Annotated in this window: 19 protein-coding genes, 1 tRNA gene and 1 pseudogene; 15 read left to right on the forward strand and 6 right to left on the reverse strand. The window is 69.0% G+C overall.

All coding sequences use genetic code 11. The features are described from left to right. Positions 1 to 7: 7 nt before the first annotated feature. Complete coding sequence (locus HGA03_RS02290) at positions 8 to 577, reverse strand: TetR/AcrR family transcriptional regulator (RefSeq protein ID WP_168628571.1); 570 nt, start codon at positions 575 to 577, stop codon at positions 8 to 10. Positions 578 to 668: 91 nt separating this feature from the next. Between HGA03_RS02290 and HGA03_RS02295 the strand changes: the two genes are divergently transcribed. After that, entirely contained in the window at positions 669 to 1,691 is a 1,023-nt protein-coding gene (locus HGA03_RS02295) for an aldo/keto reductase (RefSeq protein ID WP_168628572.1), read from the forward strand. Positions 1,692 to 2,427: 736 nt separating this feature from the next. On the opposite strand, the gene HGA03_RS02300 is transcribed toward HGA03_RS02295, so the two are convergent. Together HGA03_RS02300 and HGA03_RS02305 are read right to left on the reverse strand one after the other, a co-directional pair. Continuing rightward, complete coding sequence (locus HGA03_RS02300) at positions 2,428 to 3,837, reverse strand: hypothetical protein (RefSeq protein ID WP_168628573.1); 1,410 nt, start codon at positions 3,835 to 3,837, stop codon at positions 2,428 to 2,430. 263 nt (positions 3,838 to 4,100) lie between these two features. Then, positions 4,101 to 4,304 (reverse strand): hypothetical protein, encoded by a 204-nt coding sequence (locus HGA03_RS02305; RefSeq protein ID WP_168628574.1) that lies wholly within the window; start codon positions 4,302 to 4,304, stop codon positions 4,101 to 4,103. Between the two features lie 9 nt (positions 4,305 to 4,313). Between HGA03_RS02305 and HGA03_RS02310 the strand changes: the two genes are divergently transcribed. The 3 genes and pseudogenes from HGA03_RS02310 to HGA03_RS02320 all read left to right on the forward strand — a co-directional run. Next, on the forward strand, positions 4,314 to 4,577 hold the full coding sequence (locus tag HGA03_RS02310; protein ID WP_168628575.1) for a hypothetical protein: 264 nt from the start codon (positions 4,314 to 4,316) through the stop codon (positions 4,575 to 4,577). A 716-nt stretch (positions 4,578 to 5,293) separates the two neighbouring features. Next, positions 5,294 to 5,665: a hypothetical protein gene (locus HGA03_RS02315; RefSeq protein WP_168628576.1), complete on the forward strand. Its 372-nt coding sequence runs from the start codon at positions 5,294 to 5,296 to the stop codon at positions 5,663 to 5,665. Positions 5,666 to 5,695: 30 nt separating this feature from the next. Next, a pseudogene (locus tag HGA03_RS02320) lies at positions 5,696 to 6,190 on the forward strand (DDE-type integrase/transposase/recombinase); the annotation flags it as partial. 40 nt (positions 6,191 to 6,230) lie between these two features. Here HGA03_RS02320 and HGA03_RS19685 read toward each other — a convergent pair. The 3 genes from HGA03_RS19685 to HGA03_RS02335 form a co-directional block, all read right to left on the reverse strand. Continuing rightward, a complete protein-coding gene (locus HGA03_RS19685; protein ID WP_373307718.1) occupies positions 6,231 to 6,947 on the reverse strand; it encodes a DUF2290 domain-containing protein in 717 nt (238 codons plus the stop codon). Then, positions 6,931 to 9,045 carry a DEAD/DEAH box helicase gene (locus tag HGA03_RS19530; RefSeq protein WP_203767709.1) on the reverse strand — a complete coding sequence of 705 codons (2,115 nt, stop codon included), beginning with the start codon at positions 9,043 to 9,045 and terminating at the stop codon, positions 6,931 to 6,933. The genes HGA03_RS19685 and HGA03_RS19530 overlap by 17 nt, the downstream gene beginning before the upstream one ends. A 238-nt stretch (positions 9,046 to 9,283) precedes the next feature. After that, complete coding sequence (locus HGA03_RS02335; RefSeq protein WP_168628579.1) at positions 9,284 to 10,411, reverse strand: EcsC family protein; 1,128 nt, start codon at positions 10,409 to 10,411, stop codon at positions 9,284 to 9,286. Positions 10,412 to 11,038: 627 nt separating this feature from the next. Between HGA03_RS02335 and HGA03_RS02340 the strand changes: the two genes are divergently transcribed. From HGA03_RS02340 to arcC, 11 genes are all read left to right on the forward strand, one after another. Continuing rightward, entirely contained in the window at positions 11,039 to 11,380 is a 342-nt protein-coding gene (locus tag HGA03_RS02340; RefSeq protein WP_168628580.1) for a hypothetical protein, read from the forward strand. 22 nt (positions 11,381 to 11,402) lie between these two features. Further along, on the forward strand, positions 11,403 to 11,726 hold the full coding sequence (locus HGA03_RS02345; protein WP_345719323.1) for a tyrosine-type recombinase/integrase: 324 nt from the start codon (positions 11,403 to 11,405) through the stop codon (positions 11,724 to 11,726). 751 nt (positions 11,727 to 12,477) lie between these two features. After that, a tRNA-Lys gene (locus HGA03_RS02350) sits at positions 12,478 to 12,550 on the forward strand. Between the two features lie 58 nt (positions 12,551 to 12,608). Next, the gene (locus HGA03_RS02355; RefSeq protein WP_168628581.1) at positions 12,609 to 13,313 is read left to right on the forward strand and encodes a helix-turn-helix domain-containing protein; all 705 of its coding nucleotides are present in this window, start codon (positions 12,609 to 12,611) and stop codon (positions 13,311 to 13,313) included. Next, positions 13,310 to 14,332 carry a hypothetical protein gene (locus HGA03_RS02360; protein WP_168628582.1) on the forward strand — a complete coding sequence of 341 codons (1,023 nt, stop codon included), beginning with the start codon at positions 13,310 to 13,312 and terminating at the stop codon, positions 14,330 to 14,332. The genes HGA03_RS02355 and HGA03_RS02360 overlap by 4 nt, the downstream gene beginning before the upstream one ends. Next, on the forward strand, positions 14,325 to 14,738 hold the full coding sequence (locus tag HGA03_RS02365; protein ID WP_168628583.1) for a GNAT family N-acetyltransferase: 414 nt from the start codon (positions 14,325 to 14,327) through the stop codon (positions 14,736 to 14,738). Before HGA03_RS02360 ends, HGA03_RS02365 begins: the two co-directional genes overlap by 8 nt. Before the next feature lie 57 nt (positions 14,739 to 14,795). Next, positions 14,796 to 15,401, forward strand: coding sequence for a TetR/AcrR family transcriptional regulator (locus HGA03_RS18395; RefSeq protein ID WP_203767713.1), 606 nt, complete (start codon positions 14,796 to 14,798; stop codon positions 15,399 to 15,401). 133 nt (positions 15,402 to 15,534) lie between these two features. Then, the gene (locus tag HGA03_RS02375; RefSeq protein ID WP_168628584.1) at positions 15,535 to 17,007 is read left to right on the forward strand and encodes an APC family permease; all 1,473 of its coding nucleotides are present in this window, start codon (positions 15,535 to 15,537) and stop codon (positions 17,005 to 17,007) included. A gap of 11 nt (positions 17,008 to 17,018) precedes the next feature. Continuing rightward, positions 17,019 to 18,116 (forward strand): agmatine deiminase, encoded by a 1,098-nt coding sequence (gene aguA, locus HGA03_RS02380; protein WP_168628585.1) that lies wholly within the window; start codon positions 17,019 to 17,021, stop codon positions 18,114 to 18,116. A gap of 96 nt (positions 18,117 to 18,212) precedes the next feature. Continuing rightward, positions 18,213 to 19,220, forward strand: coding sequence for a putrescine carbamoyltransferase (gene ptcA, locus HGA03_RS02385; protein ID WP_168628586.1), 1,008 nt, complete (start codon positions 18,213 to 18,215; stop codon positions 19,218 to 19,220). A 10-nt stretch (positions 19,221 to 19,230) separates the two neighbouring features. Next, the gene (gene arcC / locus HGA03_RS02390; protein WP_168628587.1) at positions 19,231 to 20,184 is read left to right on the forward strand and encodes a carbamate kinase; all 954 of its coding nucleotides are present in this window, start codon (positions 19,231 to 19,233) and stop codon (positions 20,182 to 20,184) included. The last annotated feature ends 3 nt before the right edge of the window (positions 20,185 to 20,187 follow it).

A 20,187-nucleotide genomic window follows, 5' to 3' on the forward strand; every position in this document is an offset into this window, starting at 1 on the left:
AGTACCCCTAGCCCCGCACCCGGAGCCCGTCGACCAGGAGCCGCACCATCGGGTTGGGCGAGCCGTCCGGAGACGGCGCCCGGTGGCTGAGGTCGCCGATCGCCTGCAGGAGATCCATGGCGTCGACGTCGGACCGGACCTCACCGCTCGCCACGGCAGCGTCGAGCAGCGAGCGCAGCGCCGGCCCGAGCGTCGCCTCCAGGTAGGCCGGCAGCGCGTCGAACGCCGGGTCGCCCGAGCGAAGGGCCGCCGAGAGCCCTTGCTTCGTCGCGACGAACTGGGTGAACCGCGCGATCCACTGCTCGAGCGCCTCCCCCGGCGGGAGCCTGCCCGCAAGCTCCTCGGCCGCGGCGGCCGTGGCGTCGATCTCCGTGGTGAAGACCGCGGTCACGAGGTCCGTCCGCGTCGGGTAGTGCCGGTAGAGGGTCCCGACGCCGACCCCGGCCTCCGCGGCCACCTCCCGCGCGGGGGCGTCGACGCCCGAGCGCTCGAACACCGCGCGGGCGGCGACGAGCAGGGCATCGGCGTTCTGCCGGGCGTCGGCGCGCACCGGACGTGAGCGGGGGGACGAGGTCATGGCTCACCTCACTAGACAACCGGAACGTCGTTCCGTATGGTCGGGGCATCAAGCGGAACATCGTTCCGCCCCCAGCATACTGGAGGCACGCATGCAGTACCGCACCCTGGGCCGCACCGGGATCAAGGTGACGCCCTACGCGCTCGGCGCGATGATGCTCGGCTCGCTCGGCAACCCGGACCGCCGCGAGGCCGTCCGGATCATCCATCGCGCGCTCGACGCCGGCATCAACGTCGTGGACACCGCCGACCGCTATGGCGACTCCGAGGAGGTCGTCGGCGAGGCACTGCAGGGCCGCCGCGACCAGGTCGTCCTCGCGACGAAGTTCCACGGGCCCGTCGACGACGACGTGAACCACCGCGGCGCCTCCCGCCGCTGGATCGTGCAGGCCGTGGAACGCTCGCTGCGCAACCTGCGCACCGACTACATCGACCTGTACCAGCTGCACCGCCCGGACCCCGACACCGACATCGAGGAGACGCTCTCCGCGCTCACCGACCTCGTCCGCCAGGGGAAGGTCCGGGCGATCGGCTCGTCCTCGATGCGCGGCTCCGAGATCGTCGAGGCGCAGTGGGCCGCCCAGCGCCGCGGGTTCGAGCGGTTCCGCAGCGAGCAGCCGAACTACTCGATCCTGGACCGCGAGATCGAGCGGGAGATCCTTCCGGTGGCGCAGCGCTACGGGATGGGCACCCTCGTGTACAGCCCGCTCGCCGGCGGCTCGCTCACCGGGAAGTACCGGGCCGGGCGCGCGAACGACACGTTCCGGGCGAGCACCGGGATGCGCCACTTCCGTGACGAGCGGCGCCTCGCCGCGGTGGAGCAGCTCCTCGACCTGGCGGGCGAGGCCGGGATCCCGCTGTCGCACCTGGCGATGGCCTTCACCCTCGCCCACCCGGGCGTGACGTCCGCGATCATCGGCCCGCGCACCCTCGAGCAGCTCGAGGACACCCTCGCCGGCGCCGACGTCTCGCTGTCGGACGAGATCCTCGACCGGATCGACGCCATCGTGCCGCCGGGCGAGAGCATCGGCGCAATGGACATGGTCTACCGCGGCCCCGAGGTCGCCGACGCCGCGCTCCGCCGGCGCCCGACCGCGGAGCGCTCCGCCCGTTAGGCCCGCTCGGGAGTATCCGACTGCGTCGTACCGCTCGCCCTCGACCCGCTCGCGACCCTCCTCGGGTCGGGTCGGGCGAGGCGGGCGCCGGCGCCACTGATCGGCGAACCCTCCGGACCGCGAGCGTCCGCCCGCAGGTACGCTGCGACGGGGTACGCGGCACCCGCGCACCTGGCGACCTCTCCCGTTGGCTGCACCCAGGGTCGTTCAGGTGCTGTGCCGCATCACCCGGGCCTCTGGGACGTGGGGTAATCGTCTCCTTCCAGCGAGAAGACGACTTTCACCTAGTCCGACCCGGAGCCAGACGCGGATGCACAAAGGCGCGCCCTGGGACGAGACGGCTCGCGTCATTGAACGCGTCGACGTGGACACAACGCACGAGCTCGCGGCTGCTGCCGACGGATCGCCGCTGCAGTTCTACGGGCGCCGTCGCCCGACCGCGAGCAGACGTGGACCAGTGGCGCGTCGATGCGGAGCACGGCAGCTGCCCTGAACTGGCCGGAGCCACCTCGGTCGTCGGTCTGACGCTGCGACGACAGTTGAACGCAACCAAAGGGTGCGGGACGACGGGCCTGGTCCGGGATCAGTTGTCGGATCGAACCGACGACGGGTACTGCGTACTGTGCGGCTGAACAGGGCCTCGACAGACGGCCACGCAGGGCTGCTTTCGCAGGGAGCCCACGAGTGCTCCTGCCACCCGCGCCGAGGGCGCGGATGCGCGCCGACCAGTTCCTAACTACGAGACGCCAACCTTGTGCTCGACATACTTCTGAAGCACGTCCAAGCCGATACCGAGCCCTCGATTACCAAGATCCGCGAGGAACCGCTTCAGACGAGCTCGCGCAGCCACTCGTTCGGGCGCGCGGGCTCCGACGTCTTCGAGTTCGTGAACTGCAGTCTCAAGTTGCCCGCGTTCGCCCCCGCCGAAGACAGCCGCAAGGTGGAGGAGGTCCGATGCTTCGGGCCCAAGATTGACGGTTCCTGCGATGCTCTGGACGACTGAACCGGTGACGTGCTCGATAAACTGCGGACTGTAGGAGTTGACCGTCATCGACCCCCCAGGGCCCAGTCGCGGCCCCTCGATTACTCCCAGGGCCGTGGGTGGCGGAAGCATCGCGTCCAGCAGGTCAGCCAACGCTTCCCCCGTCAGGCCGTCAGCCTCAAGCACGACGTTCTCAAACTCATGCTTGAGACGCAGTAGCCGCTCCTCCCGCCGTTGCTTCAAGTCGAGCCGAAGGCGCCGTGCACGAGTAGCGAACCGCGACACGATCGTGGTGGCGGCGGCTCCATTCACGCCACTCGCAACCAGATTTTCGGCCGCCGACTCCGGGTTGGCCACGCAGTCCGTGAGGAACGATGAGAAGTCATCAAAGGAACGGGTCAACCCGCCAGGAGGAGCTGCCTCGGAGCTGAAGAACTCGAAGACTTGGCCAGCTATCGTGCTGTATCCCTCCTGTCGGACACCGCCTCTACCAGTCTGTCCGAGCCATTCTCGAAACATTCCCAAGAGCGCCTCTGCTTCCTGTGCGTAGAGTCGCCCGCTGGGCACGTACAGGCGAAAGAGAAGGTGACGCTCATTATCCTCTATGAATCCGCTCGCAAGGATTGAGCGTTCGACGTTGGTTCGGTAGGGTACAACGTTGAGTTCCCTCTCCCTCATCATCGTGTTTACTTGCGCTCGAACACCGTCTGGGATGAAACTGAAGTACTCGTCCATGCGGAAGAAGTCATCGTCGATCGGGCCGAAGTCGTCATCTCCTACGTCATCGAAGATCGCCCCCACGTCGACCCGCCCTGCACCATCCGAGCGTTGACCATCGGCGGCCTGGCGTTGTTCATCGGTCAGGAACACCGCCTCATGAACGAGCAGGATGTGAGGCCGAGCAATGAGGGCGTCCAACAGCTCACAGGCGAGCGCGTCGTACGCGGGCTGGCACATCGCCTCGTAGTCGCGGCCCGTCAAGACGACCAGAACGCCGCGGCAGTGGGGCGCGCCGATCAGGTCGACGATCCGAGTCCAGTTCTCGGGCTTCGAGTTCAGCAACTTCTTGCGGTAGACGACGCCGCCTGCTCGCAGCCGCGTAGTGGCAGATTCGCTATCTGCTGATCCAACGAACAGGAAGTAGTCGGCGACGTCCGAGGTCATGCACCATGTCTACACGGCGTGCATCGCCGGAAGTAGTCGTAAGCCCAGTCTTGCGCGGGCGAGGTACCTCCAGAGCCTGGGCTTCGGGTGCACGCCGACGCAGGCTGAGAAGCGGCGACGACAGCACGGACGGGCCTGCTGCGCCGTTGTGCGGCCTGATCTCTGGTGCCGCGGTGCGCACGGGATCGATGGTCGATTGCGGCGCTCGTGGATCGTGAGCCCTGCGGGGCGTGGCCGGCCCTTAGGACCGGCCACGCCCCACTTCATGCCGCCTTGCTAACCATGTGGGCGACGTCGGGCTGGATCTTCGGCTTCGCGTCTGCAGCACGGCAGATCCCGCAGGCGCCGTTGAACTCGCCCGGCTCGTGGGCGATCGCCTCGTGCGCCGTGGGCCAGGCTGCGAAGAGCGTCGCGTGGACCTGCGGCGCTTGGGCGGCGAGCTCGTCCTCGACTGCGATCATCGCCATGAAGGCGTCGTGGGCGTCGTCGAGGTTGTGGCTCTCGCGCTCGATGGCGTACAGGGCGAGTTGGTCGCGGACTTCGAGGAGCCGCGCAACGTGGCGCGTCAGGCGCAGCCCGCTGATGTGGATTGCAGCCGAGTCGGTCGAGGGGCGTTGGTGGTGGTGGGCATGTCGTCCTCCTGGTTGGCACGCGGGTCGCGGGGTTGCGGCCTGTCGTCCGAAGCGCCGCTGGCGCTCGTCACGCACCCTGACGGCCCGACGAGCTGTGGCAATGACTGACCCGTGGGGTGGGAGGGCAGCCGGTTGTATCACCTCGTCTCGTCGGTGGCTGCTTGCTCCCCGGACGCGGGGCCGGGGCGCCGTTCAGGTGTCAAGGTGCAGTGCTGCTCGCACCGTGCGGCGTCGTGGCTGGGCTGCAGTCGGGGCACGGCATGGCGGTGCTGCCATGGCCGCCCAGGCAAGAGCGCATTGCGTCCGCGTCGAGCGGGAAGGCCGTGGAGTTCGTGCTGTGGAACAGCCAGCGCCCTCGCCATCGGTGCGCAGCTCTGTCTTCAGCCTGTGGTCGTGCGTCTTGCGACGACCGATCGCGCTGGTGCATCCACGCGACCATGGCGCGGAAGGAAACCGATCGGGTGATCGTGTCCCGGCGGCCGGGCACGATGTCGGCATGGACGAGACCCCGGATCTGCACGGGCGGCTTGAGCTGCGGAATGCCACACGCTGTCGGGGCGCCTCGACTTCGGCTGCGACGACCGTCCACTAAGCGGCGCGCTGTCACTGGCGGCGCCCGGCTCGCGGACGGGGCGGGTAGCCCTGTCCACGTCCGCTCTGGCCGCCTCGGAGTCGCTGCGGACGCGCAAGCCAGAGGGCCCCGGCATGCCGCAGATGAGGCGGCACTGCTACTCAGGCGGCACGCGATCGCCTACGACGCAGACTTCCACGGCCTGGCGGTCGACTGGGTCAAGGCCGAACTGGAGGTCCCGCTCACTGCGACCATGGTCCGGTTCGAGGGTCCCGTGTGGCGGGCGGACCTGCTCGACGCCGCAGTCCGACGCGCGACGGTCCGCCTTGAGCTGTCCGAGTCGCGCCAGGTGACATGCGCAGAGCTCGTGCTGTCCAACGGTGACGAGCTCGAGGTGCTCGACAGCGAGGACCTCGACACGCACGAACATGCCGGCGCGACGCTCGACACGGGGGCACGACCAGCCTGGACGCGCTGCGGCGGTGCATGGCCGCCCGCGGCCTGCCCGTGGCAGCTGAGCTACTCCGCTACCCCGGCGCCGGGCGGGACCGGCGTGTGCGGCGAGCTTCGCTTGTGGACACTGGCGCACCCGGGCCGCGAGCCGGGCGATGGCCAGCACTCCTGACGCCCGTCCGGTGCCGAGCATGCGGTCCTGACGTGCTGCCGTGTCTTGGGCGTCAGCAAACCCGGCTACTACCGCTACCGCACCCGCGCCACGTCCCAGACTCAGCTACGCCGCCAGTGGCTGACCGAGCTGATTCGTGAGGTCCACGTCGCCTCGCGTGGCACCTACGGCTACCGGCGCGTGCGCGCCAAGCTGACCACGGCGAAGGACGTGACCGTCTCCTCCATGCTGGTGTTCGCCCTGACGCGCGGCGCCGGGATCTACGGACTCCCCGGACAGGCCCGGCTCCAGCGCCAGCGCGCGGTCACAGCCGGTGACCTGGTCAACGACAAGTTCCATCGGCTCTGCCCCAACGAGCTGTGGGTCACCGACATCACCGAACACCACATCCGCGAGGTCAAGCTCCACTGCTGCGTGCTGGACGCCTTCAGCTGCACGATCATCGGCTGGTCGATCGACTCCACCCAGGACACCCGCCTCGTGATCAACGCCCTCGACATGGCCATCCGCAACAGCCGCCGTCCTGCGGGCGATCCTGGTCAGCCTCAGGCGTTAGGAGACGCGGCTAGCTGGCGCTCGACATGGTGGCGCGGATGTCCCACATCAGGTGGGGTGAAGACCGATCGTTGGCCGTCAGGACCGAGTCTCCGAGGTGTCTCCATGAGCCGGACGCGAAGAACGGCTCGTGGAATCGACGCTGCGTAGGGTAGGAGTGCCGGAACACGAAGTCGAGGAAACGCAAGACGTGGACCGGGGCGACGCATGGGATCCGGCACTGAGGGTTGTTGAAGGTGAGGTGCGCCGCCGGGTGGCCGGGGGCACTCGCGCGAGGGTCGAAGTCGAAACGCAGCTGGCTTCTCAGCAGGATGTCCGTGCTGCCGTAATACAACTCGATGGCATCCTGCAACGACTCCTGCGCGAAGAGGGCGGGGTCCACGTCGTAGGGGCACGGCATGTACGCGAGCCGATGACCGACAACCTCTCCCTTCACCGAGACGTCATAGGTGACCTGGATGAGGCTGCCATCGAACAAGACAGCGGAGTACGACCCGGACCTGATCCAGGCCAGGTACTGGTCAATACCTGGGTGATCATGGGAGAGCAGGAAGCCTACGTCTCGCACGTGCGACACGAAACGGACGCTCTCCACCCGGGTCCCATCCTCAAGCGGTGACCTAGAGAAGATCGCAACCGGGTTCACCACCAGGCAGAGATCGGCGTCCAGGAGGTAGTCGAGGGCATTCTGGATGTCGTCACGTACGGCTCTAGATGACGTCAGCATCGGGGTCACCCGTGCCTGCCTGGAGGCGGGAGAGCCGGGTCCTCACGTTGGGCGGGAGATCTAGGAGGTCCATCTCGCCGCGGTCGATGGCCTCCAGGAAGGCCTGCACTCCTTCGGTGGCGCGCCGGACCGTTTCCTCCTCATGTTCGGGACGGTCTCGATGGATGTGGCGTAGCTGGTCGAGTTGCGGGCCGGTCGGGATCGTGAACTCGAGTTGGAAGTTCTTGGCGATGGTCTGCTCAACCTCGCTCATGATCGCCGCCATCTGGTCGCCCCAGCCGACGATCCGGACCCAGGCCCGGCTACGGGTGATTGCCGTGAAGAGCGTGTTCCGCCGGCTGACGGCGTTGAAGTTGGTGGCCGTGTAGTGCGCATCGAGGACGTAGACCATCGGCGCTTCGTTGCCTTTGGCACGGAAGATGTGTGCGATGGCGACAGAGCCCGGCTGGAAGATCTCGTCGGCGCTCGTGTTCACCCCGGCGAGATGCGACGGAATGTTGCGGCGATGCAAGTGGCGCATCAAACGTGGCCCACGGCTCTTCGCGCGGTATGTGTCGGGAAGGACGATCAGGATGTCGTCGGGCTCAAGTTCATCAGACTCCAGGTTCTTGGCGATCTCCTTCGCAATCCAGGCATCCTGCGCATCCTCGTCGTCGAACCGAAGCACCTGCACGGCGTCCACCGGGTCGAGCAACTCTGGGAAGTAAGACGGGTAGCTCTCGCTAGATCGCTTCAACGCCACCGGTGCGCCAGGCACGAGTTCGCCATGGACGACGTCGTATCCGATGTCCTGCCAAAGCTTGGCCTCGTCGGGATGCTGGAGCAGCCCCTCCTTCCGGTAGATGCCGACACCCAACGCATGCGCGGTTGCCAGCGCCCATGGGGTGTTGCGGTAGCAGACCGGCAGGACGATGTCGCGGCGCGGCGAGCCGGGAGCTGCGTCCAAGTTGACTCGGGGCGCTCCGGCGGCGGTTGAACCGAAGAGCTCCTGTGTCGAGGGCATGGCGGCCTCGGAGAGCCGTTGCAGTTCGTCGTAGCCCCACACGATCCGCTTCGGCTTCCGGGTGAAGAGATAGACGAGTTGGAAGAACTCGGGTGGCAGGTCTTGTGCCTCGTCGATGAGAACCGCGTCGAAGATCGGGTTCACAATGGTGTTCTGCGCGACGGCCAAGAGTTCGGCGCAAATTCCGCGGAAGGCGTCGTCCATGCCGTACTTCCCGGACGCGTACGACCAATCCCGGGGTGTCTCGCCGAGGGCCTGTGCGATCTGGCTGTAGACGCCGGCCCGTCCTCTGGAGCCCCAGGAGTGAACGATCTGCATCCGCTCCGGGTCAGGTCGGTCGTTGATGTGCTCGAACGTAAACCGCGTGACTAGGTCGTCGATCTGCTGGTAGAGCGCGCGAGAGTGGAAGGTGATGGCGATCCGCCACTCAGGATGGGTGGTGTGCCAGTAGGCGGCTTTGAGCGCAAGAACGACCGTCTTGCCGGAGCCGGCGAGCCCTCTAATGCGTTGCGGACCGTCCGGGCTCTCGATGGCGGCCTGCTTTTGCCACCGGTCAAGGTTGGCGATGCCCTTCTCGATGGACTTGATCTTCGCGCCCCGCGAGTCGGATTGCGTGACCTGCGCGCGCTTCTTTCGCGGTTTGATCGTCGTGACGCGCTGGAGCGCTGCGTGCACGTTGTGCTCGACGTTCTCGCTGATCCCGCCGAGTCCGCGGAGCCATTCGTCGAGTTCCCCGAGGGTTCCGTAGAATCCCTCGCCCTCTGGCTTTGGATGCTCTGGCGGTACGTCCGCGAAGACGGTGGCTGTGCTGGGGACAACGGCGAGGCGACGGCCGGTCCGCAGTCCCTCGTGTCGGCTGAGATAACCCTCGAGTACTGCGTACAGGCGATCTTGCTCGGCGATCACCTCGTCCCACTCCGCTGGCGACTGGGGCACCTCGTCGCTCAACAGCAGCGCGACGAGGCCATGTTCACGGGTGACAAGCAGCGCGTCAATGTCGACGCGGTCATCCGCCGTCGCCAGCACGGGGTATCCGAGGTACAAGACGCCTTCATCGACAGTCCTGCCGAGCGCGGTGGCAAGCTGCTCGGCCACAGCCCGATTCCGGCTCTCCCCCTGCACGACTTCCAACGTCACCGCGTGCTCCGATCTGATCGAGCTGTGCCTCCTGCGACGACCCTCAGCCGCCCTGAACTATCTGCTTGACCCTAACGCCGCCGCCCGCCAATCTGGACGGACGCCTGGCACCTCCGGCTCGGCCCGCCCGGCACACCTAGCGAGGACGTGCCGCAGATCTTCCTCGCAGCCGTGCATTACCGGCGCCGCGGGTGCGCTAGTGCTCCGCCGTCGGCAATCCTCCAAAACTCGCACGCAAGTCCGGCCCTCCGGCCTCCGCAAGCTCATCCAAGACACTGATCGCTACATCGGCCACCATGCCCGGCTCCGCGTCGATGGCGGCCTTGACGTCGGAGACCGGCGGCTGCTCAGCAAGGAACGGGTACTTCTCGAGCAAGAACCGGCGGCGGTACGCCAGGTCAGCGGCATCCACGATGCTCTCGAGCGTCGCCCAGTTGAAGCTCGCGCCCACCACCACACCGAGGGCAGGCACGAACCGACCCAAGCTCTGCTTCGTGTACCGCAGCGCAAACTTCGACGCGAACTGCGTGTACAGCCGGGCGATCGTGGAGTCCATCGCCTTCCAGGTCGCACCGCGGTACAGCTGCTGGGTCAGGGAGGACAGCTCCGCCATCGCCGCAAGCTTTGCCGTGGACGACATCGCCGTGCCGGCGTTCACGACGGACAGCACGAAGACCTTCTCGTTCGGGTCCCTCGCGTCGTACCCGTACGCGAGCGCGACCTGACCCACAACCCTCGACGCGAGCGCCAGGACAGCGGCAATGTCCCCGGCAACGGCTGCGAAGACCACACCCCCCGCCGGCGCAGCCGCAGCGCCCCCCGACACCGGGATCGCGAGCTGACCACCAGTGATCGCCGCACTGCTGATCGCACCGGACGCCGCAGCCAGACCCGGGTAGTACGTCTTGAACGCCCAGCCCTTCACGGCGTCGACCTGCTGCAGGTCCAAGGCGCGTACATCAATCAGCAGCTCGACATCATGGCCACGGCGCTGGTGTTTGCCGACTACCCGCTCCGGCGTGAGCCCCGTGCGGGCGATCGACGCGACCGCTCTCTCCGCCGACTGCGCTGCCCCCGAGACCCAGGGGCCGGGCACGAGGTCCTGCACGCCGCCAGCGACCCGCCGTGCGGCACGGGCGACCGCGTCGGTCGTGCGTGACAGCGTCGGGCTGCTCGAGGTGACCTTCCCGACACGGTCCCCAATCGCTCGGACACCACGCGCCGTAGTGTCTCCGACCACGTTCAGCGCACGGGCACCAGCACGGGGACGCGAGCGCTGCAGCGCCAACCACGCCGCCTGCTCGTACCTCGAGGGTTGCGTCATGGCCGCACAGTACGACCTGCCACAGACACCCCGGAAGGGACGGGCGCACCGTCAACCACGCAGCCCTCGTCCCGCACTGCTTCACGGGTAGGTGGGACCGTCGCCTACCCGTGCAGAACCCGGGCCGCGGGTCGGGCCGTGACAGCACGCCTGATGCCCGTTCGGCGTCGAGCAGGGGCGGTAGGACTCGCAGTCCCATGCGGGCCATGGTGTTGCGGACCCTTGGATACACAGTCAGCACCCATGGCCCCGTCGTGGTCGCCGTTGTCGGTTCTTCGGGCCAATGTCGCCAGGCGAGTCTCGATCACGGTGTCGGTGCTTTGCGAGGCCGTGGATGTCTCGGCGCCGGAGGTTGACTCCCCATGGCACGACGACTGCCGACCGACGACGTCCCGAACCGTCCGCACCAGCCGACGCGCGGGATGCAGGACGAGCTGGAGGGCGTGATGCTCCAGTGGCAGATCTCTGAGGTGCACTCATCTCAGACCTACGCCCGGATGACCGAGATAGTGCACCGGTTCGCCAGCCGCCTCGCCGCACAGGGCGTCGGCACGTTCGCCGCCGTGACGGCCGAGCACGCGGCGGCCTTCGTCCTGGCCCCGACGGGTGAGGGGGCGGCGCCCGGAGGTGACCACCCAGCACGCTCGGCGGACCGTTGTCCGCACGCTGTACAAGACCTTGCGCCGCCTGGACCACCCGGTCGGCGACCCGACGCTGGACCTGGTCCTGCCGCCCCGCGGGCTGAGGGTCGCCCGGCCGATGACCGACGACAAGGTGACGCTCGCGCGCGCGTCCGCGCAGGCGATGCCCGGCCGTCGCGGATGGATGCGGGCCACCGCGTGGGCGCTCGGAGAGGCGGGCGCGGTGTCCTCTGAGATCACCGCGACGGGTCGGCGACCTCAACGACCCGGACAACTCCCAGTACGTCCATCTGCCCAGCACCCGGCGATTGCGGCCGCGGCGGGCTGAACTGACCCCGTGGGCTCACCAGGTGCTCGCCTACCGGGTGATGACGTTGCGGCGCGCAGGCCGTGGCGGTCCAGGCACGCTGCTCGCCTACGGGGGCACGATGCCTCCCGGTGGGGCGAAGGCACAAGCGACGGTCTGCAACGCCCTGCGCGACGTTCTGAACGCGGCAGGGCTCAGCGGCGAGCCGGACGTGCGCCCGTCCTCGCTGCGACACTGGGTCGGACGCCGCGCATTCGACGCCGGCGCACCGATCGAGCAGGTCGCCACGCTGCTCGGACACCGCTCACTGGACGCCACGGCCGAGGACATCGCCTTGGACTGGGCGAGGGAGGTCGATCACCGATGAGCGCCCGCGCCTATGCCCTACAGCCAGCCCCTGGGGCCGCCGCTCCCCGGCCGCAACCCTCACCACCGCCGAGCAGATCACCGCGGTGTTCACCCACCGCGCCCTGTACGAGATGGCCGCCGCCGTCCCAGCGCAGGACCGCGTGGAGTCCGAGCTCGGGACTACACCAGAAGGGGTTGAGGCCGCGGGCGACGTCCCATTTGCGATGGTGCTTCCAGGGGATGGCACCCCTCCAACGTTTTACCTCCCTTCATTTATCTACCCGAAGATTCAGGCGAATGCGATCACGGTCGACTTTGATCCCCGCGGCTCGGACGGTTCGTAGTCCACCTCGCACGGGCGATGGGAGCCCGGTCGGAGTGGCGTGGCCCGGCGCGCCTCGGGCGCTCACGATCGGGTCATGCCTGGGTAGTTCGGAGATCCCGAACTCGAGCACGCCGGGACACACCCCGACAGCCGCTGCATCCGTCCTGAGCGGCGTTCGATCAGTCGCGGGCACCGTCTTTGAGCGCGTCGCGCCGGACCAGTGACCCCCGCCCAACCGTCGACACCATCTTGGCGCACCGCGCCGGCGAGGCGGGCGGTGGGCCAGATCTACGCGACCAGGCGCATCACCGACATGTCCGTGGCGCACGGGCCAACCCGGGTGTCTCCGCGCTACGCTTCCACCTGAGGGGCGGGAGTAGCGGCGCACTGGCGCCTTTCCCTTTCTCTTCACCTAGGGTTGTTCAGGCCAAATCCCGCACGACCCGGGCCTCTAGCTCAATTGGCAGAGCAGCGGACTTTTAATCCGCGGGTTGTGGGTTCGATCCCCACGGGGCCCACCCGTGGGGACCGCCCTCGCTGTTGACACTGATGTGCCGAAGTCGGAACATCAGTGTCATGGAGACCGTCGCCGAGGTGGCCGCCCGCACGGGCCTGTCGGACCGCCGCGTTCGTGCACTGATCGCGGACGGCGCCCTGCCCGCCACGAAGATCGGCACCCGGTACGTCGTGGACGAGCTGGACGTGGACGCCTTCCTCCGTCACACCCGCCCGCCGCACACCCGCGCGATGGCGCCGCGCATCGCCTGGGCGGTCGCCGCTCTGCTGGACGGGGCCTCACCCACGTGGCTCCGTTCCGACGAGCTCTCCCGGCTGCGGTCCCGCCTGTCCAGGACGTCCCTTCCGGTGGTGTGGCGCACGTGGGCGAGACATCTGGCCATGGAGCAGTTGTCGCTGCGCGGCTCCGCGGACCAGGTGGAGGCGGTGCTGGCCGACGCCTCGACGGTCCGTTCCGGCCGATCGGCGACCACCCTGGTGACGGACCCGCTTGTCGGTGCACCGGGCGCGGTGGTGTGGACCCGCTCGGCCGAGGAGGCGGAGCGCCTGCGCCGGACGCTCGGGCTCCTGCGATCGGCAGCCGGGAACGTGACGATCAACGTGCCGCCACCGATCGGATTGACCGGCCTCGGCGCTGACGGGGTCAACGCCTTCCGGCTCGTGGTCGCCCGGGACCTGCTCGACGAGGACGAACCGCGCGCACGATCTGCCGGGGAAGCCCTACTGCACTCGGTCGCCGGCGACGCGGCACGGCTGCTCTCGTGAACGCGACGATCGAGGCCCTGGTGGACGTCGTCACCACCTTGACCACGATCGATGCCGGCACGACCCGCGCGACACTGACCTCCGATCACGACCCCGGGGTCCACACGGCTGCCGGATCGATCCTGGCGAATCTGGTGCGCCAGGCCCCGGCCACCCACGACGACCGGGTGCGTCTGCTCGCCGCACTGTCTGGCGCGGACCACTACGCGATCGGGAGCACCCTGCACGCCGCTGCGGAGATCCTGCGGCGCTATCCGCCACGGTTCCCCGCGACGATCGAAGCGGTCGAGCTACCCGCGCTCGATCCGATCCTCACCGAGACGTTCGCGGTGGTGCAGGCGCTCGACGGGGTCGCTCAGCCCTGGACCGTCGTCGGCGGCCTGATGGTGCTGCTGCAAGCCGTCGAACACGGGGTGCCGTTCCGCCGGGTCACGGCCGACGCGGACCTCGCGGTCGGTGTGTTCACCCACCGCAGCGCGCTGCGTGAGCTGTCGAGGGGACTACGGGACCTCGGATTCGCCGACATCACCCCCGACGCGATGTCGGGCGACCAGCTGTCCTACCGGTGGTCGCGCGGTGCGGTGCTGATCGACCTCGTGGTCCCGGCGAAGGTCAACACCCAGCGCACGGTGCCCACCACGATGAGCAGGCATCCGGCGGTGGAGCTTCCCGGCATCCAGCAGGCCCTGGCGCGGACAGAGCGGGTCACGGTCGTCCTGGACGACGGGCGCGCCGGACCCGTTCGTCGCCCCGACCTGCTCGGTGCGCTGACGATCAAGGCGATCGCGGCCAGGGCCGACCGGCGGGACCCTGCCCGGCATCTCGGCGACATGATCGTGCTCCTCGATGCGCTGGTCGCATCCGGGCAGGTCATGACGTACGCACCGCAAGTCCGGCCCGAGGACCGCGCGCGGCTGGCGGGAGCGTCGACGTCGCTGACCGAGTCGGACTGGCGCTCGTCGATGGACGAGCCCGCGGCGCGCGACGCGCTCGACCTGCTGATCTCACCGGATGCCTGAACCCGCCACACCACCCCCCAGGGACCTACGGTCCACCCGCGCCCACCCCCTCTCGCGTCACCCTCGACCCATCCCCCTGCGCTTCGACCCCGTCACCGCCGACGCCGTCCCCGCCCTGGCCGACCTCATGTGCGCGGCCTTCGAGCAGGGTGCGGGACGTGGGCACGTCGGGTGTCTGAAGGTGGCGGTGGAACGGCAGCGGGAGGGGTTCGGCCGGCGGATCCTGGCTGAGATGCGGGCGCGGTTGCCGGAGGTGACGACCTGGACGCTGGAGACCCCGGAGCATGCGACGTCGAACCACCGGTTCTACGAATCGTGCGGCTTCGTGCATGCGGGCGATCGGCCGGGCGACCCGGAGACCGGTGAACCGGCGCAGCGGCAGTACCGGTGGATCGTGGGCCGCTGATCAGCCCGGCGGCTAAGCTCACCTGCGTCCCCACCCCGCACCCCGGAGGCGACCCGCGTGACCCACCCCAGCCCCAGCACCACCCCCCGGGCCGGCCGTGGTGAGGTCCGTCGCCGCAGGATCCTGGAGGCCGCGGTGCGGGTGGTGGGCACCGGCGGGCTGGGGGCGATGACGCACCGGGCGGTGGCGGACGAGGCGGGGGTGCCGCTGGGGTCGACGACGTACTACTTCCGGGACCGGGACGATCTGCTGCGCCAGACGATGCAGCATGCGATCGAGGTCGAGGCGGGCCGGATGGCGGCGATCGTGGACCGGGCGCCGCAGACGCCGAGTGTGGACGGGTCGGTGGCGTTGCTGACCGAGATCTTCCTGGACAAGTCGGTGGCGGATCCGCTGTATGACCTGGCGCTGTTCGAGCTGTTCCTGGAGGCGACCCGGAATCCGGTGGCCCGGGAGCAGACCCAGCGGTGGACGACGTTGATCGCGGGGATCGTGGACCGGGTGCTGCCGGCGACGACGCCGCAGGTGCCGCGGTCGACGGTGGTGCAGGTGGTGGCGGCGCTGATCGACGGGTTGATGCTGGAGGCGGCGTCGAACCGGGAGCTGACGCTGCCGGAGCTGTCGGAGCATCTGCGGGTGACGATCAGCCGGTTCGTGATCTAGTCCGGGCGCGAGGACCTACGTCCCTGGGAACGTCCACCGCCGAACCTGTACATATGTACTTGTACATCAGTACACCTTCGGAACCGCGGCCCCTGCCGCAGCTCCGCTCAACGACGAGCGTGAGGACGTGACGATGAGTTCCACCCCCGCGGCGGCTCCCCCTGGCCGGCCCGCCTTCCGCATGTTCGACATGGTGCTGTTCTCCGTGGCGGCCATGCTCCTGCTCTCCCAGATCACCGTGACGGCCTCGGTCGGGCCGACGGCGATCTTCTGGACGCTGCTGATCATCGTGGCGTTCTTCCTGCCCTACGGGCTGGTCACCGCCGAGCTCGGGTCGGCCTACCCGGACGCGGGCGGGATCTACGCCTGGGTGGTCCGGGCGTTCGGCAACCGGTGGGGCACCCGGGTGTCCTGGTGGTACTGGCTGAACGTCGGTCTGTGGGTGCCCAGCGTGTACCTGATGTTCTCCGGCGCGATCTCGTCGATGTTCTTCGGTGGGGAGCTGAACTTCTGGGTGCAGATCGCGATCACGATCGTGCTGATCTGGGTCAACTACTGGGTCAACGCGCGCAGCCTGGAGACCGGCACCTGGGTGTCGAACGCCGGGGCATGGATCACGATCGCGGTGATCGTGGCGCTGGCGGTCGCCGGTGGGATCTATGCCAGCTCGCACGGGTCGGCGACCGACTGGACCTGGTCGGAGGTGCTGCCCACCAACACGCTGCCGGCGTTCGCGGCGGCGCTGCCGATCCTGATCTACAACTTCCTCGGCTTCGAGCTGATGTCCTCGGCGTCCAGCCAGATGGAGAACCCGAAGCGGGACGTGCCGCGCACGATCGCGATCGCCGGGGTGCTGATCGGCGGGTTCTACCTGCTGGCCACGGTCGGGATGCAGCTGATCTTCCCGGCGGACGAGGTCTCCGAGACCACCGGGCTGCTGGACGCGCTCCGGCTCGGCTTCGGCGACTCGGCACTCGCGCAGGTGCTGGTGACCGCGCTGGGCATCGGGTCGCTGTTCTGCTTCTTCGCCTGCCTCGTGCCGTGGACGATCGGGGCGAACCTGGCGGCGGCGGAGTCCGCGCAGCAGGGCGACCTGCCCAAGGTCTTCGCCCGCACCCACCCCCGGCGCGGCACCCCGACCGGTGCGGCGATGCTCTGCTCGGTGGTCGGCACGGTGTTCACGGTCGGTTACGCCGGGCTATTCGCGCTCACCGACGGCGCGGTGGACGACGTGTTCTGGAACCTGTTCGCGTTCTCCTCGGTGATCTTCCTGCTGCCGTACATCGTGATGATGCTGGCGTTCGCGAAGCTGCGCCGGATCGACCCCGCCCGCCCGCGGCCGTACCGGGTGCCCGGCGGCCAGGGCCTGGCCTGGGTGGTGACCTGGATCCCGACCGTGCTGCTCGCGCTGGCCGCGGTGTTCTTCGTCTGGAACCCCTTCGACTACTCCTGGCCGGTGACCGGGTCGATCCTGCTCGGCCTGCTCGTCACCGTCGCCCTCCAGGAGTGGTTCTGCCACAAGTCGCCGCAGTGGACCCGGGACCGGGCCATCGAGCGCGGCGACGATCCCGATGCCGTCCAGCAGTTCGCCGATCTGGCGCAGTGAGAGAGGTCGATATGTCCCGCACGATCGAGTCCACCCCGGCCGCCGACGGCTACCGGATGCCCGCCGAATGGGCGCACCACGACGGCTGCTGGCTGGTCTGGCCGGAACGCCCGGACAACTGGCGGCTGGGGGCCCGCCCGGCCCAGGCCGTGTTCACCGAGGTCGCCACCGCGATCTCCGGCACCGAGCAGGTGACCGTCGCGGTCTCCGCCCGGCAGTTCGACAACGCCCGCTCGATGCTGCCCCCGCAGGTCCGGGTGGTCGAGATGTCCAACGACGACTCCTGGATGCGCGACACCGGGCCGACGTTCGTGGTGAACGACGCCGGTGACGTCCGCGGCGTGGACTGGGACTTCAACGCCTGGGGCGGCCTGGTCGACGGGCTGTACTTCCCGTGGGCGCTGGACGACCAGGTGGCCCGCAAGACACTGGAGATCGAGGGCCGCGACCGGTACAAGGCGCCGCTGGTGCTGGAGGGCGGCTCGATCGACGTCGACGGCGAGGGCACCCTGCTGGTCACCGAGGAGTGCCTGCTGTCCGAGGGCCGCAACCCGTCGATGTCGAAGGCGGAGATCGAGCAGCACCTGCGCGACTACCTCGGGGTGCAGACGGTGATCTGGCTGCCGTTCGGGGTGTACCTGGACGAGACGAACGGTCACGTCGACAACTTCTGCCGGTTCGTCCGGCCGGGGGTGGTCATGCTGACCTGGACCGACGACGAGTCCGACCCGCAGTATGAACGCTCCGCCGCCGCACTGCGGGTGCTGGAGTCGAGCGTCGACGCCCGGGGCCGCGCCCTCGAGGTGATCCGGCTGCACCAGCCCGGCCCGATCACGATCACCGCGGAGGAGTCCGCCGGGGTGGACTCGATCGAGGGCACCCTGCCGCGCGAGGCCGGCGACCGGCTGGCCGGGTCCTACGTGAACTCCTACATCGGCAACGACGTGGTGGTGCTGCCGGTCTTCGACGACCCGCACGACCAGGCCGCGATCGACGCCTACACCACGATGTTCGCCCCGCGCCGGATCCGCACCGTGCCCGGCCGGGAGATCCTGCTCGGCGGCGGCAACGTGCACTGCATCACCCAGCAGGTGCCCTCCGGGCGCTGACCCCGCAAGAACCCCCACCAGAACCCCGAACGGACGGGCCGATGCGCCCGGGCCGTGGTCGGCGCTGCCCGCCGGCACCAGACACAGGAGATTGCCATGACCGTCCGCGACTTCATCGACACCACCGACCTGACCAAGGACGAGGTGCTCGACATCGTCCGACTCGGCCTGACGCTCAAGGAGTGCATCCGGGTCGGCTACTACCCGCCGCTGCTCGCCCACCGCACGCTCGGGATGATCTTCGAGCAGTCCTCGACCCGGACCCGGGTGTCCTTCGAGACCGCGATGACCCAGCTCGGCGGGCACGCGCAGTACCTGGCGCCCGGCCAGATCCAGCTCGGCGGCCACGAGTCGATGCAGGACACCGCCCGGGTGCTGTCGAAGCTGGTCGACATCGTGATGGCCCGGGTCGCCCGGCACCACACCGTGGTCGACCTGGCCGCGCACGCCACGATCCCGGTAATCAACGGGATGTCCGACTACAACCACCCCACGCAGGAGATCGGTGACCTGATCACGATGGTCGAGCACCTGCCCGCCGGGAAGCGGTTGGAGGACTGCAAGGTGGTGTTCGTCGGCGACGCCACCCAGGTGTGCGCCTCGCTGATGATGGTCAGCACCAAGGTCGGGATGGACTTCGCGCAGTACGGGCCGGCGGGCTTTCAGCTGAAGGAGTCGATGCAGGAGATCGGCCGGGCCAATGCCGCCGCCTCTGGGGGGTCGGTCACGGTCACCGACGACCGGGCGGTGCTGGCCGGGGCCGACTTCGTCTACACCGACGTCTGGTACGGCGACTACGAGGCCGAACTCGGCGAGGCCGAGCGGCTGGCGGTGTTCATGCCGGACTACCAGGTGAACGCCGAGCTGATGGCGCTGGCCGGTCCGGGCGCCCAGTTCCTGCACTGCCTGCCCGCCACCCGCGGCGAGGAGGTCACCGACGAGGTGCTGGACTCCGCGGCGTCCCTGGCCTTCGAGGAGGCCGGCAACCGGCTGACCGCCCAGCGCGCCCTGCTGGTCTACTTCCTGCGCCCCGACCTGGCGAACCCGCACAAGGTCGCCGCGGCGAAGTCCCGGCTCGACGCCCTGCTCGCCGAGATCCTCTGAGGGCCGCCCGATGTCCCGGATCGTGATCGCCCTGGGCGGCAACGCCCTCGGCGACACCCCCGCCGAGCAGCGGGACCGGATCGCCGCGGCGGCCCCGTCCCTGGTCGGGCTGATCGCCCAGGGTCACGAGATCATCGTGACCCACGGCAACGGCCCGCAGGTCGGCGCGATCAACCTGGCCTTCGACCTGGCGTCGGCGCACAGCGACCGGATCGTCCCGGTGCCGCTGCCGGAGTGCACCGCGATGAGCCAGGGCTACATCGGCTACCACCTGCAACAGGGGATCCTGGCCGAGCTGCACCGGGTGGGCATGCCCTGGCACGTCGCCACCGTGGTCACCCAGGTCATCGTGGACCCGGACGATCCCGCCTTCGACCACCCGGTGAAGCCGATCGGCGCGTTCTACGACCAGGCCACAGCCCGGGAGCGGATGGCCGCCGAACCGGGTTTGGCCATGGTCGAGGACTCCGGCCGGGGCTGGCGCCGGGTGGTGCCCTCGCCGCGCCCGGTGGAGATCGTGGAACGGGAGTCCATCCTCAACCTGCTGGACCACGAGTTCATCGTGATCGCCTGCGGGGGCGGCGGGGTCCCGGTCGTCCGCGACTCCGGCGGCGACCTGCACGGGGTGCCGGCGGTGATCGACAAGGACTTCGCCGCGGCGGCGCTGGCCGAGGCGGTCGGCGCGGACGTGCTGTTCATCCTGACCGCCGTCGACCGGGTCTCCACCGGCTTCGGCACTCCCGAGCAGCGGGACCTGGACGAACTCGACCTGGACACCGCCCGCGCACTGGCCGCCGCGGGGCAGTTCGGGGCCGGGTCGATGCTGCCCAAGGTCGAGGCGGCGGTGCAGTTCGCCGCCAGCGGGCCCGGCCGGCGGGCGGTGATCTGCTCGCTGGAGCAGGCACCGCAGGCGATGCAGGGCCGCAGCGGCACGGTGATCCACGGCGGAGCGGGAGCCGTCTGACCC

Source organism: Cellulomonas denverensis (assembly GCF_012396125.1).
Lineage (GTDB): Bacteria > Actinomycetota > Actinomycetes > Actinomycetales > Cellulomonadaceae > Cellulomonas > Cellulomonas denverensis.